The following is a 14,521-nucleotide window of genomic DNA, read 5'->3' as shown; positions in this document are numbered from 1 at the left end:
TAACATTTTTATTTATTGCGTATCAACTTAGGAAACTGGGAGAAGGATAACTCCCCCCATCCTGTCTGGTTATTCGTCCTTAATTGGCCCTGCCAAATTTGGATTCAGATCTTCCTGAAACAATGGGATTGGCAGGTACTCATGCTTACCCGTTTCAAAACCATCCAACACGCTGGCTGCTTTACCAGTTCGCACCAGGTCGAAGAAGCGATTACCCCACTCAACTGAAAGCTCTGCACGGCGCTCGTCAAGGATATCATCAAGCGTGATTCCTGAAATTGGATCCATACCGGCTCTTCGCCTTACCTCATTAAATGGCGTTGCCACATCTCCACCAATTTGCAATCTCGCTTCGGCATTCATCAGTAAAACATCAGCGTATCTCAAGACTCTGATATTATTGTTTGAACCATAATCGTTACGACCAGGTGTCATTTGGTCTTTTGGCAAATAGGCTTTCCCATTATAGTGAGCTTTAATATCCATATAATTTGGTTCAAATATTTCAATTTCATCACCAGCAGGTGTTGTTGCTCCAGACTCTAAAACAGCTACATCCCAGCGAACTTCCTCATTACGGTCTTTCATGAAGTCAAGAAATTCGGGACGTAGTAACATGAATCCCCAACCACTAATTGGTGCCGGGTTGTTTCGTGGTCCCTGGTGCTGAAACCATGCTCCACCATATACCTGTTGCCCGTCACCTGTATCAAAATCTGTATACTGCAGTTCATAAAGGGATTCAGAAGCTAGTTTACCTGGTACTTTAAATAAGTTATAGTAATCTTCATACAGGTAGAGGCCGGCTTTATCAATGATTTCATCCGTCAGTGAAGCCACCATATTATAATCACTTTCCATCAAAGCAACTTTCGCCTTTAAAGCCATAGCTGCATATTTTGTAACTGCGCCTTTCCTGCTGCTTTGCGTCTCAGGCAAATGCTCAATACAGAAATCCAACTCTTCATAGATGTATGCTCTCAACGATTCTACACTATTACGATATGGTTGATAAGGGATACCATAAGTAATATCATCAGGATTAATAATAGGCGCATTCCCCCATAAGTTGCTTATAAAGTAGTAAGCTAATGCACGATGAAATATAATTTCGGCATCGTACTGGTCAGCTAATGCCAACTGTTCTTCAGATACCAAATGCTCTCTGAAATTTTCAATCAGTTCCTGATTATCGTGTGTTGCAAACACAATCTTGTACAAGGCCACCCAGGTATTATTTAAGGCCCAAAAGCCCTTTGCCTGATTATAATTAAACTCTTCGAGGTATAAATATTCGCCCTGATCACTTTCTGAGCCTCCTCCTTTAGTTACTTCGTCACCACGTATGTTTAAAAGTGGCCACATTTCCCATTGAGCCAATCGTTCGCGAGTAATGGCATAAACACCTGAAACGGGGCCGTACATCTGGCTACTATCGGTGTAATCTATCTCGTCGCTTGGTACTTCACCTTCCTGGACAATATCCAGCCAATCGTTACATGAGCTCAATAGAAAGAGTCCCATGAACAGAGCAATATATTTAGTTATCGGTTTCATAATATCTATGTTTAGCTTCATTAAAAATTAAGACGTAACCCTAATGAAAAGATGGCAGGAATAGGGTAAACTGATTCATCAATACCTCCTGGTACTTCAGGTGTAAAACCGTTTGATGAAAAGAAAGTGTAAGGTCTGTCGGCATTCAGGTACACCTGCGAAGCTCCTAATCCGAATTTATTCATCACTGATTTTGGAATATCATACGATAAACGTACATTCTGAATACGGAAATAGGAACCATCCTCCAGGAAGAAATCATTTAAACGACCTGTATTCCAAGGATTATATAAACCTTCGGCCGAAGGGGTACTGTTAGTTGAGCCAGGACCTGTCCAAACACTGTTAGCCAGATTAGCATCAACATTATTGGCACCGTGCTTATTAATATCGGCTCTGCGGCGGTTAAAGATAGTTACACCTTGTACGCCCTGGAAAGTAGCTGCCAGTGTAAAGCCTTTATACCCTACAGCCATGTTGATACCATAGGTAAAATCAGGATTTGGATCACCTAACAAAACACGGTCGTTATCATCGATCACTCCATCACCATTGGTGTCAACGTATCTGAAATCACCAGGCTTCAAGCCATTGGCACGTGCGATTGGATCAGCATCAATTTCAGCCTGGGTCTGATACACGCCATCAGTTTTCCATCCATAGAAAGAGTACAGAGCACCACCTACATATGAACGCTGAGGAAATTCAGCAGATCCGGTTTGCAGGTAAGGTTCGCCTGACAGGTCGGTTACCCTGTTTTTAATGGTGGTGATATTACCGCCAATTGAATAGTGAAAATCCTTCCCAATCTTATCAGACCAGTTTACCATCACCTCAACACCAGAGTTTCGAACCGAACCGGCATTTTGCAACAGATTACCATTACCCATTGGCAAAGTGGTTAAAATTACCATATTGCGTGTTTCGCGATTATAGTAATCTGCCTCAACATTTAGTCGGTAGTCAAACATTTTGGTCTCAATACCAATGTTCTTCTCATCCACTAGCTCCCATTCCAAATCGGTGAAGATGCGGTTGTTAATCATCCCCGGCACTAAGGAACCTCCGAAAATACCAGAGCTACCTAAATCGCCACCGGCAATTGAACCAAAAGCACTATTAGCTGGTACGCGGTCGTTACCTAACAATCCCCACGATGCACGTACTTTTAAGTGATCAATCTTAGCACTTGTCAAACCAGATGCAAAATCTTCCTGCGAAACAACCCAACCAGCTCCTAATGAAGGAAAGTAACCCCACTTTTGCTGATATTTTGATGAGCCATCAGCACGCATTGTAAGTGACAGCAGGTATTTGTGTTGATAATCGTATGAGAAACGTGTAAAAACTGACATGCCTCTAAAACGCGTACCTCCATCGTCAGATGTTCTTGTATCAGCAATACCCGAATTTAAGTAGTCTTTGTTAGTGACTCCTTGAGCTGTGCCATTTAACCAACGATAATTTTCTTCACGTACCGATAATCCACCCATTGATGTCAGATTATGGCTTCCCCAGCTCTTGCGCCATGTTACAGTGTTATCCCACACATAATCGTAATTCCAGTTGGTTGTTTTACTTAGTGAATTCAATACCTGCTGAGTATTGCCCACTTTATAATCTGGAATATATGCGGAGGCAGCTCCATAACGAAAATCCATATTCATAGCCGAACGAAATACAATATCCTGGCTATCAAAAGGACGTAGCTCAGCATAAATATTAGGCATAAAACGCGTAATATCTGACTGATTGTCGCTATGATAGTAGGCACGTGCTACAGGATTGGTGTAATACGTGTCGTAACCCAGGTTATGAGGGTTACCATATGGCTTAGGAAATGATTCACCATCGGCTAAGTTATCATCATAAACCGCATACATTGGATTATTGACATAGGCCTGAAACCAAGCTGACTCATCATCAGTCATGCGCTTTTCCTTGGTTAAGATGGTGCTAAATCCGACTTTTAACTTTGATGACACATCGTAATCTACTTTACCACGAAGATTAAATCGATCGTAATACCCTGTTGAATTCATAATACCATCCTGGCCAAAGTAACCTAAGCTAAAAGAGTAGGCCGACTTCTCATTTCCACCATTCAATGAAAGGTTGTGATTTTGAATAGGCGCAGAGCTTCGTATCAGTTCATCGTACCAATCGGTCGAAACAGCAGGGATACCATTGGTCCCACCCCATCGTGCGATAGCCGCATCAACATATTGTTCGTTACCGGCCGCACGCATTAAAGTGGCATACTGCTCAGAGTTGGCCATATCCAGGCGCTGTGTAACCAATTGCACTCCATAGTAGCCATCATAGCTTACCTGCATCTCACGATTTTTAGAACCGCTTTTGGTGGTGATAAGCACCACCCCATTGGCAGCACGAACACCATAGATAGCAGCTGCCGATGCATCTTTTAACACCGACATTGTTTCAATATCGTTCGGACTTAAAAAGTTAATATCATCTAAGAACATGCCATCGACCACATACAACGGATTGGAGTTTTGAATTGACCCAACACCGCGTATGCTTACCTGTGGTCCTTCTCCCGGCACTCCTGAATTAACAATGGTTACACCGGCTACCTTCCCCTGCACTGCACCCATGGCTGAAGATGCACTCATTGAGGTAATCTCTTCGGCCGAAATGGTTGCAATTGGCGAAGTCAAATCTTTTGATTTACTGGTACCATAACCAATCACCACTACTTCTTCCAAATCACTGGCATCCGGGGCCAGGGTAAATTCGAAATAATCTTTATCTCCAACCTTTACCTCCTGGCTTTGCATACCAATGTATGAGATGACCAGGATGTCGGTAGACAACACATCTTCCAGCACAAACTGGCCTTCAAAATTGGTGGCTGTACCTTTTAGTGTTCCTTTCACAAGCACACTGGCACCAGGCAGTTCAAAACCTGCATCATCGCGAATCACGCCTGTTACTGTTTTGGCATCTTGGGCTAAGGCTATATGGCCAATCATCCAAAATGCTATTAACAATCGTTTAATCATAATAATTGAAATTTATTTAGTTATTACTGTTTATCCATTGACAAAATCAACTCCTTGCCGGCATATTGCAAATCGGCAAAAGGAAAAGAAATAAAGTTGGTACTAATCTCAAAACCTGAGCAATACATTAAATTATCCAATAATGGTGGAATACCTGTATTCCTGTTGTCAACTATTACCTTTGTTTTATTAATCAAATTACACAGCAAGGCTACTGATAGGTCAATATTAAATCCTGTATAACTATCATTGTGCGTGTGCAGTGTTTTGCCAATTAGAGTAACAGTTGCCCTTGAGACGACGCTTTCAAAAAAGAAGAAGTTCTCAAGCCTTTCACCATCCGAATTCATGTAGAACACCTTCTGATATATTGCTCCACCTCTGAAGTATTCATGCCTTGTATGGACGTCCTTATTCCAATGATGAGACAGTGCCACCTGATCTGTCTTATTATTGCTACCTGATAAACTAAAATTCCATCCTTCGTTGAAGGATGTTTTTTGTAATTGGGCATTACTAATACCTTGCCCAATGAGTGAGACCAGAAGCAACAATAAAGCATTTTTCATCTGCCTGGAGTTAAATAAGTTTTTAGCTTCACAAATATTTCGAAATGGGTACAATATGCCTGATTTATATATACATCATATATACATCACCCACCGACTAATTAACGTATCTCATTGTATTACTTATACTTCGACACACCATCATCTTTGTTGAAAAAACTTACAGAGATTGAATTGATAGGAGCAAATACATCATTGAATGCATCACAAAATTGTGTATAATCTAAAATTTGAATAATATTGATACGATTAATTAAGTGGCCATTTAGCCACATTTAACATCAACTTAATGACTAGATTTGCCATCATATTTCTGCATTTAGTATACTCAATTAATACCCTTGCGACAGATATTACCAAACCTTTTTCGCAAAGATTGATTATAACCCCCAGGATATCTAGTTTTACAAAGCATGATTATGGCGCCGAGAACCAGAACTGGAGTGTTTGCAGTTCGAAAAGTGGTGCCGTTTATTTTGCTAATTCAATGGGTCTGTTGCGCTTTGATGGTGAAAACTGGAAGCTATTTAAAACACCCAATATTTTAAGAACTGTTTACTGCAGTGGTGACACCATTTATGTTGGAGGGAATGGTATAATGGGCTTTTTCTTAGAAAACGACCTGAATACCGGCTATCATGCCCTGGCAACTATTTATAGCGACATTTGGAAAATATTCACATCGGATAAATACATCATATTCCAGGCATTTAATAGGATGTATCACGTTAATGAGCATGGTCATATAGGCATTGAACGCATCGAAGAAGGCAATACTTCCTTTGCCTACCCCATTGATAACGAGATTTTTTATCAGCACAGTTATGGTAATCTGATAGCTCTTAAGCCCAACGCTAAAGAACGAACTATATTAGCCAGTCCTGTTCTTAATAAGCTCATGATAAAGTTCATTAGCGAAACAGCTCATAATACTTATTTGCTGGGTACCCTTAACAATGGCCTTTTTGAACTAAAAGACGGGCAATTAACTCCCCTTCCATCGGTACTCAATGATTTTTTAATTAAATACCAGCTTAATAAGGCCATATACCTATATGACGGATACTATGCCTTTGCAAGCATGAACGGTGGGGTTATTATAGGAAATTTAGAGGGCGAAATTAAGTACATTTTTGATAAAAGCAATGGCCTGAACAGCAACCGAATTCATGGACTACATCACCAGAGTGATGGTCAACTGTGGATAGCAAGCGACAATGGCGCAGCGTTTATTGATTTAAAGAGTCCTTTTCTATTCCTTAACTATAAAAACAATCCCTTAGGCACTTTTTATGACGCCCTTGCATATAACGGCAACTACTATATAGCCACTAACAAAGGCGTGTATGTAGCTAAACCAGATACCCTTCATACAAATATTTTTGATATTGAAATAGTCAGAAACTCAGAGGGACAAGCCTGGAATCTGGACATCATCGACAATGAGTTATTAGTTGGTCACAACAATGGCACATTTCAGCTGGTAAATGAGCGATTAAAGAAAATAGCCGATGTTGCCGGTGGCTACAGCTTTTTACAAAGTAAATCAGATAGCAGCATAATGTATGAAACATCTTATTACGGTTTAGCAGTTTACACCAAACAGCAAGGCCAATGGCAGTTTGATTTTAACATTAATAATATGGAAGGACTGACCCGTGATGTGGTAGAGCAGAACGACGGCTCCCTAATAGTTACAGGGTCATTAAAAGAGGCTTATCATATTACCGTTGACCATAATAGTAAGAAAGTACAGATTGAAGACATCAGCAAGCATACTGCTTTTAATAGTTCTAACTGGATACGTGCCTTTGACTTAGATAATCAAACCTACCTGGTGGCCAGTGACACCACACTTCAATTTAAGAAAGGACTACTCATACCAACACATAAAGCTTTTGACAAAATAAGTTACATCTCCGAAGCAGTAGGCAACTACTGCTTTATAAGAAAGAAAGGAGCACTGGAATTATTTGATTTTAAAAAGAATGAGTTGGTTGAAATACCTTACAACTTAACCCATATTGAGAATGAGCTGGTTTATAAATACGAGAACATTACAAAAATCAGGGAGCATAGCTGTTTCTTTTGCCTGTCTGAAGGGATTGCCTATGCCAACATCGAAAATTTAACAACGGCCAATACTAAACAGAAACCCACACTCATCACCAATATTGAATACAGCAACAACCGAACCGGAGAAGTGAACCGGTATGATACCCTCCAATCGACGGTTCCGTACATTTACAACACGATTAAATTCACGTTTACAGCACTGAATTATGAATCAGATGCTATTTATGAGTTTTACCTGGATGGATATAGTCAGAACTGGCAGCGTTTAGCAAGCAGTAATGAGGTCGTATTTCAGGACCTGCGAGAAGGACAATACACCTTTAAAGTGAAACAAAAAGGAAGTTCGGTGTATGCCGCACATACCTTTATTATAGCTCCACCATATTATCGAACAACCTACGCTTATTTTGCATATGGCTTACTAATTATTGGTTTATATATAAGCAGTATTTCTGTTTATCGTCATTTTATCAGGAAACAAACGTATAAACAACTAATTGCTAAACGAAAAAAGTTGCATGAACAAAACATGGAACTAAAGCAAAAACAGCTGGATGAAGAAGTAAAAGAACTGCAAAGTGAAGTCACACTCAAAAATGACAAGCTCTCGAACCTACTGCTGCAAAATAGTAAGAAGAAGGAAATAATAGATAGCATTCAGCAAGAGCTTAAACAAATAAGGCAAAATGAGAAGTATGTGAGCTCAAGACATATTGATAGACTGACTCGCATGATAAAAAGCAATTTTAATGAGCAAAAGGATTGGTTGATGTTTGAGGCAGCCTTTTCCGAAGCAAACAATCACTTTTTTAAAAAGCTCCGGGAAAAACACCCTATACTGACGGATGAGGACTTAAAGCTAAGTGCTTACCTAAAAGTGAATATGTCATCAAAAGAGTTGGCTCCAATATTTCAGATTACAACCCGCAGTGTAGACCTTAAAAAGTACCGACTGAAAAAGAAGTTGGGACTAAGTCGCGAACAAGGCCTAAATCACTATTTACACAGCTTTTAGAGGCCAATCCAAACCTTATTGTATATCACAAGAGAATTACTTGAGCTGTAAAGCCTCCACCTCACTCAATCGCCTCACAAACGAATCATCAAACTTACCCGATTGTTGAATTCTCTTTTGTGTACGCTTGGCTGTTGGATAATCGATATATGCCCCGTACAAATAGCGGGTATAACCATCTTTACACTTGATCGTACGGATGTCATCCACATCAAGACCTTTCAGATAGAGCGATGCAAACAGGGGACGCCTTTTCAAAGCCAATACCTGAAGCGTGAAATAGGGGGTGTATTCTATGCGTTTGATGTCTGCTTCAATAGCTGCCACGGCTGCAATATTCTGCTCAGAGAGTGTTTTGGCAACAATCACTCTTTTTAGAGGCGGTGTCATTTGTATCTCACTAAAAGAATATACTTTGGGTTCCTTTTGGTAGGCCATCTCTGGCTCAACTGCAATTACTGATTCGCCCATTGGCTGGTTGATGGCCATCTGCTCAATGGAATATTCATGACCTGTTTCTAGAAACATTGTGTATTTCCCGCTTTGTTCATCAGGGCGGTAATCACCAACCAACTGACGGTCGGTCATGCGGGTTACCATTAATCGAATGGGTCCACGTTTCATATCGGCACTACTCACCTGCCCTTCAATAACCGCCAGTTCACCTTCAAAGGCCGCATCAAACTCCACCTTATAAATATCTGAACCACCATAATTATCATCAAAGCGTGACGATGCGTAATAAGCATGGCTCTTATCAAGACTGGGCAGGAAAAAGAAATCATCGTCGGGGGTGTTTATCGGGTATCCCAGGTTAACTGGCAATGACCATGTGCTATCAGGATTCATTTGGGCATAAAACACATCCAGTCGCCCCATAGAGTTATGTCCCTCCGAGGCAAAATACAAAGTACGGCCATCAGCATGTATCATGGAAGTTTCTTCATCAAATCTTGTGTTGATGGATGACCCCAGGTTACGAGCCTCTCCCCATCGTCCATAGGCATCTTTTTTACACATGTAAATATCCAGGCCGCCATAGCCCCCCTCACGGTCACTTGTAAAAAACAAAGTACTCCGGTCACCCGACAAGGAAGCATGTGTTTCATCAGCTGGCGTATTGATAGGGAATGGTAATTTCACAGGCTCAGTCCACTCTCCTTTTTCCAGATAACTTACATATATACTTTTACCATCATTATCGCTACGGTAAATAAACAGGCTATTACCATCGGGCGACAAGGATACTCCAGACTCATGCACCGGGTTCTTAAAAAAAACATTCAGGAGTTTGGCCTTTTCCCAATGTGCCTTTTCATTGGCCGATACATATACCTTTTCTGGAAACTGACCATCGGCTAATTCCGGCAGCTTGGCTTCAGGACGACGTGATGTGAACAACAATACATCTTCATACACATTAACTAACGGACTATGATCATCATACCTGCTATTCACAGCTTCCCCCAGATTAGTAATAGTTAGCTGCACAGGATTAGCTAAAAACACTTTGGCATTTCTACAATTATTGATTTCCTGCTCAATCTGAGCCTTAAAATCAAGGTCGGCATTATCAACTTTGGTTAGCAGAACATTATATACCAATATGGCAGAATCTGGCTTAAGCGAAACCTGATAGGCTTCTCCTAATGCCATCATAAAATCGTGCCCCAGAGGTGTTGCCTGGTCATCGGCACTTAGCTGACTTAAACCAGTTTGTAATGCAGGAATAGCTGATTCAGCTCCTTTGTTGGTATTTAAATAACATAAACCCAAATGCAAGTAGGCCTCTGTAAAGGTGGGAGAAGTCTTCACCAGATTTGAAAACGCACTAATGGCCTTTTCATAGTCATCTGATTCAGCATAATTTAATGCTTTAAAAAATGCCTTTTGTTCCTGGCGAACATTCTTCTTTTGCTGTGCTACTGACCAATTGCCAATCAATAACACAACTGCCAACAGAATTAGTTTAGTCCTAAAAATTATCATATAGTTATCCCGAACTACATATTCATCGCAAAATAAGTCAAATTTCCGTAAATACTTATCTATCAAACAAAAAAATGTTAATAAATGTTTACCAGGTCTTTTATCGCCGAAATGCAAATCCACTATACTCCTGAATACCTGAATCTTAATCCACATAAAACGACAAGTTTAATTTTCGACCAAACGCGCAGGAATAATATCAACTTGGCGTCCAAGGATTAATATTGAATAAAAACCGAACAAAATGAGCAATAAATTAGTTGTATTTACAGTTATTTTAATAGTTGCAGGCGCTTGCAACCTTAAAAGTAGTCAGAGGCAAAATTGGAGTGCCGAAGATATGGCCAAGAGGCAAACAATTATGATGCAGGAGGCTCTGCAATTAACTGAAGAGCAAAGGAGCAAGATTGAGCGTATTAACCTTAAGTTTGCAGACCAATTCAAAAAACTAAGGGACAATACTCAAGGAGATAGAGAAAAAATGCGTATATTGAGAGATGATTTACGTGACGCCAAATACAAAGAATTAGAAGCAGTGCTCAGTACTGAGCAGTTTGAAAAATATATAGTGCTCGAAGAAGAACGGGCGAAAGAAATGAGAAATGGGCACAGAGGTGAAAGAGGCGATAGATAGCCCATATTTTTTCATAATTGGTAAAAGTTTTGGTTTGAGAGACCTGTGATTCAAAGGAGTTGCAGGTTTTTTTTCGACCATATTATTGGTCATTCATTGATATGAGCCTGTTGTAAGAACAATATTTCCACCGAAAAAGCGTAATTTCGTGCTTTTAAACCAATGCAATAAATATGTGCATTGTTTGACAAGCATATTATATAGGAAACTAGTTACATGGATTCAACGAGACAAAAGAAAATATCCCGCCTTCTGCAAAAAGAAATAAGCGAAATCTTTCAGCGCGAAATGCGGGCTGTATGCCTTGGCACTATGGTTACAGTGACGGTTGTAAGAATATCACCAGATCTGGGGCAAGCCAAAGCATATTTAAGCATCTTCCCAACAGGAAATATTGACGAGGTGATGAAAGGAATTAATGAACAAAGTTCTCAAATCAGATTTGCCCTTGGCAAACGGGTTGGTAAACAAATGCGCATCATCCCGGAACTACGCTTCTTTGTTGATGACAGCCTCGATTACCTGGATAACATTGATCGTCTATTAAAAGATTAAGCATGCAGTACGATCCAATTAAACGTTCATTAGGAAAAGTATTTAATCAAACGCCTGCATTACGCATCTTTTTTTACCGCTTACTGGATCTTCTCTTACTCAGGGCCTGGTATATACGACGCGAGTTGCGCCGGGTAGCACGCCTGAATCAAAAAGAGATGCAAGTGCTGGATGCCGGAAGCGGATTTGGTCAATATGTGTATTATATGTCGTCGCTTGGCAAGCAGTGGACCATTAAAGGCGTTGATGTTAAGGAAGAACAAATTGCTGACTGCAACCAGTTTTTTGAGAAAATTAAACGCCACAACCGGGTGGTCTTTGAATATGCCGACCTCACAAAATTTGTTAATACAGAAGCCTATGATCTAATTCTTTCAGTAGATGTGATGGAGCATATCCTTGAAGACGAATTGGTTTTTGCCAATTTCTACCAGTCGATGAAAAAAGATGCAACGCTTATTATCTCTACACCATCGGATATGGGAGGCTCAGATACACATCACCACCACGAAGACGAAGGCGTGCATGGTTTTATTGATGAACACGTGCGCGATGGCTATAACGCCGAAGATATCAGGGAGAAACTGACAAAGGCAGGATTCAGAAACATTCGAACATCCTATACATATGGGAAAGCCGGTAATATTTCATGGCGCCTTTCAATGAAATTTCCTATTAAAGCACTCAATACTACCAAGTTATTCTTCATTGCATTGCCGTTCTATTACCTGGTTACTTATCCAATTGCCTTCGTACTCAACTGGATAGATATTAGCACACGTCACAGCAAAGGAACCGGTTTAATGGTAGTAGCCCAAAAGTAATAACGCATGAAGTTAGCCTTTGACATAGCGCGCCGGTATTTATACGCCAAGAAATCGCAGAACATTATTAACATCATCTCAATGATTTCGGTTTTCGGCGTATTAACAGGCAGTATGGCTTTGGTAATCGTGCTATCTGTCTTCAATGGCGTTCATGGTCTGATGGGCGATCTGTACACAGCTTTCGATCCTGATTTAAAAGTTGTACCCTTAACGGGGAAAGTAATATCTACCGAATCAATACCTTATGAAGATATTAAGCAAACCGAAGGTGTGCTAAGCATCTCAGAGGTACTGGAACATCAGGCACTACTTCGGTTCCGCCAGCGCAAAATACCCGGCATGATTATGGGTGTTGATACCATGTTTAATAAAGTGAGCAGCATCGATTCAATAATGATTGATGGCAAGTATGAGCTAAAATACAAATCGGAGTTCAGAGGGGTTATTGGTAAACGTCTGGCCGATCAGCTGGCTATTCGGCTCAATTTTGTGACACCGCTTACCATGTATGTTCCCAAGCGCCTGGGCAATGTTAACATGATGGCACCACAAAATGCTTTCAGGCAAGAATACTTAAGCCCATCAGGTTTCTTTGCCGTCAATCAGGAAGAGTATGACGGACAATACCTGATTGTTGACATTGAACAAGCCCGACGATTATTACAATACGATGATAAAACCATCTCGTCGCTGGCCATTAAGGTAGATGACAATGCCGACATAGCGAAAGTAGAAAAAGCCATTCAGGCATTGACTGGTGAGCAAATGAATGTATTGAACCAACAGGAACAACACGAGGCGTTTTATAAAGTGATGAAGGTGGAAAAGCTCATGGCCTATATCATACTTAGCTTTATTATAGCCATTGCAGCCTTTAATATTGTGGCCAACCTGGCCATGCTTATTTACGAAAAGAAGGAAAGCATTTTTACGCTTAAAAGCATGGGTGCTGATAAGCGTTTAATCACGCGTATCTTTATGACTGAAGGCTGGTTAATTTCAGTTGCTGGCATTATCATAGGCTCATTGCTGGGAATTGTCATCGTTTTAGTGCAAGAACATTTCGGCATCATCAAATTTAGTGGCAGTGGCAATTATATAACCGATGCCTACCCCGTGGTGCTGCAATGGACAGATGTGGTCCTGGTCATTATTACCGTTTCCATTATCAGCGCCCTGGCAGCCTGGTATCCGGTAAGAGTGATTGTTGGCAGGTATTACGCCGAGTCAGCCTCTGAATAATCAGCATACTTATCGCCAATTTGCATAAGCACTTCTGATATCCCGGCAACTGTCTTTTCTCTTAACAGCTGAATACGCAATGGCCTGATATCAGGTAGATTTTTAAACGGAATGGCCAGATGGCGGCGGGCATGCAGTATTCCACGACGCTCTCCAATCATTGCGCAGGATTTTTGCACAATCTCATCCATCAATTGAGCCTGCTCTTTAATAGTCAAAGGCGGAAGCAATTCACCTGTATCCAGAAAGTGCTTTATCTCTTTAAATATCCATGGTCTTCCAATGGACGCCCTGCCAATCATCAAACCATCCACATTATAATCATCAAAAAACTGCTTGGCCTTCTGCGGGCTGTCAACATCGCCGTTACCAATAATTGGTATGTTGATGCGCGGATTTTCCTTCACTTTCCCAATCAGGGTCCAGTCTGCTATTCCATTGTACATTTGCTCTTTGGTGCGCCCATGAATACACAAGGCCTTTACGCCAACATCCTGTAATTGCTCTGCCACCCGCTCAATCACCAGCGATTCACTATCCCAACCCAATCGGGTTTTAGCAGTAACAGGTATATTTACAGCCTTTACAACAGCATCGGTAATGGCCAGCATCTTTGGGATATCCTGCAATAGTCCTGAACCACTTCCTTTACCGGCAATTTTTTTAACCGGACAGCCAAAATTCAAATCAATCACGTCAGGATTAGCCGCTTCAGCCATTTTGGCTGCCACCACCATCTTCTCTATATCATTGCCATAAATCTGTATCCCAACAGGTCGCTCCGCATCCATCAACTCCAGCTTGCGCAACGAACGATTAACATTGCGCACCAATGCATCGGCCGACACAAACTCGGTATACATCATATCTGCTCCCTGCTCTTTACAAAACACCCGGAATGACGGATCAGTCACATCTTCCATTGGTGCCAAAAACAATGGTTTATCCCCTAATTCAAGCTTTCCTATCTTCACAGCCTTCTATAATTTTCGTGCAAATATATATTTATTCCCGCCTTGATACTGTTTATA

10 protein-coding genes are annotated in these 14,521 nt (G+C 40.9%); 5 read left to right on the top strand and 5 right to left on the bottom strand.

The window, feature by feature from the left end:
• Nucleotides 1-69: 69 nt before the first annotated feature.
• From KEM09_RS02000 to KEM09_RS01990, 3 genes are read right to left on the bottom strand one after another with little or no spacing between them, the layout of a single operon-like run.
• Nucleotides 70-1,557 carry a RagB/SusD family nutrient uptake outer membrane protein gene (locus KEM09_RS02000; protein WP_212224622.1) on the bottom strand — a complete coding sequence of 496 codons (1,488 nt, stop codon included), beginning with the start codon at nucleotides 1,555-1,557 and terminating at the stop codon, nucleotides 70-72.
• A 20-nt stretch (nucleotides 1,558-1,577) separates the two neighbouring features.
• Nucleotides 1,578-4,583: a SusC/RagA family TonB-linked outer membrane protein gene (locus KEM09_RS01995; protein ID WP_212224614.1), complete on the bottom strand. Its 3,006-nt coding sequence runs from the start codon at nucleotides 4,581-4,583 to the stop codon at nucleotides 1,578-1,580.
• Between the two features lie 23 nt (nucleotides 4,584-4,606).
• On the bottom strand, nucleotides 4,607-5,152 hold the full coding sequence (locus KEM09_RS01990) for a hypothetical protein (protein ID WP_212224612.1): 546 nt from the start codon (nucleotides 5,150-5,152) through the stop codon (nucleotides 4,607-4,609).
• Between the two features lie 289 nt (nucleotides 5,153-5,441).
• Between KEM09_RS01990 and KEM09_RS01985 the strand changes: the two genes are divergently transcribed.
• On the top strand, nucleotides 5,442-8,243 hold the full coding sequence (locus KEM09_RS01985; protein ID WP_212224610.1) for a triple tyrosine motif-containing protein: 2,802 nt from the start codon (nucleotides 5,442-5,444) through the stop codon (nucleotides 8,241-8,243).
• Between the two features lie 36 nt (nucleotides 8,244-8,279).
• Here the strand turns inward: KEM09_RS01985 and KEM09_RS01980 are convergent, their stop codons facing one another.
• On the bottom strand, nucleotides 8,280-10,202 hold the full coding sequence (locus KEM09_RS01980) for a PD40 domain-containing protein (RefSeq protein WP_212224602.1): 1,923 nt from the start codon (nucleotides 10,200-10,202) through the stop codon (nucleotides 8,280-8,282).
• 274 nt (nucleotides 10,203-10,476) lie between these two features.
• On the opposite strand from KEM09_RS01980, the gene KEM09_RS01975 reads away from it, so the two are divergent.
• The 4 genes from KEM09_RS01975 to KEM09_RS01960 all read left to right on the top strand — a co-directional run bounded on the left by KEM09_RS01975 (nucleotide 10,477) and on the right by KEM09_RS01960 (nucleotide 13,490).
• Nucleotides 10,477-10,866 carry a hypothetical protein gene (locus tag KEM09_RS01975; RefSeq protein ID WP_212189622.1) on the top strand — a complete coding sequence of 130 codons (390 nt, stop codon included), beginning with the start codon at nucleotides 10,477-10,479 and terminating at the stop codon, nucleotides 10,864-10,866.
• 216 nt (nucleotides 10,867-11,082) lie between these two features.
• Nucleotides 11,083-11,421: a 30S ribosome-binding factor RbfA gene (gene rbfA / locus KEM09_RS01970; RefSeq protein ID WP_212189620.1), complete on the top strand. Its 339-nt coding sequence runs from the start codon at nucleotides 11,083-11,085 to the stop codon at nucleotides 11,419-11,421.
• A 2-nt stretch (nucleotides 11,422-11,423) separates the two neighbouring features.
• Nucleotides 11,424-12,245 (top strand): class I SAM-dependent methyltransferase, encoded by an 822-nt coding sequence (locus KEM09_RS01965; protein ID WP_212224600.1) that lies wholly within the window; start codon nucleotides 11,424-11,426, stop codon nucleotides 12,243-12,245.
• A 6-nt stretch (nucleotides 12,246-12,251) separates the two neighbouring features.
• On the top strand, nucleotides 12,252-13,490 hold the full coding sequence (locus KEM09_RS01960) for an FtsX-like permease family protein (RefSeq protein ID WP_212224598.1): 1,239 nt from the start codon (nucleotides 12,252-12,254) through the stop codon (nucleotides 13,488-13,490).
• On the opposite strand, the gene dusB is transcribed toward KEM09_RS01960, so the two are convergent.
• On the bottom strand, nucleotides 13,466-14,464 hold the full coding sequence (dusB, locus tag KEM09_RS01955; RefSeq protein WP_212224590.1) for a tRNA dihydrouridine synthase DusB: 999 nt from the start codon (nucleotides 14,462-14,464) through the stop codon (nucleotides 13,466-13,468). The two genes, KEM09_RS01960 and dusB, sit on opposite strands and share 25 nt — an antisense overlap.
• Between the last annotated feature and the right edge of the window lie 57 nt (nucleotides 14,465-14,521).

The organism is Carboxylicivirga mesophila, assembly GCF_018271975.1.
In the GTDB taxonomy this organism is placed as follows: domain Bacteria; phylum Bacteroidota; class Bacteroidia; order Bacteroidales; family Marinilabiliaceae; genus Carboxylicivirga; species Carboxylicivirga mesophila.
Note: the sequence above shows the minus strand (reverse complement) of the source record. Positions and strands in the feature narration are given on the sequence as shown.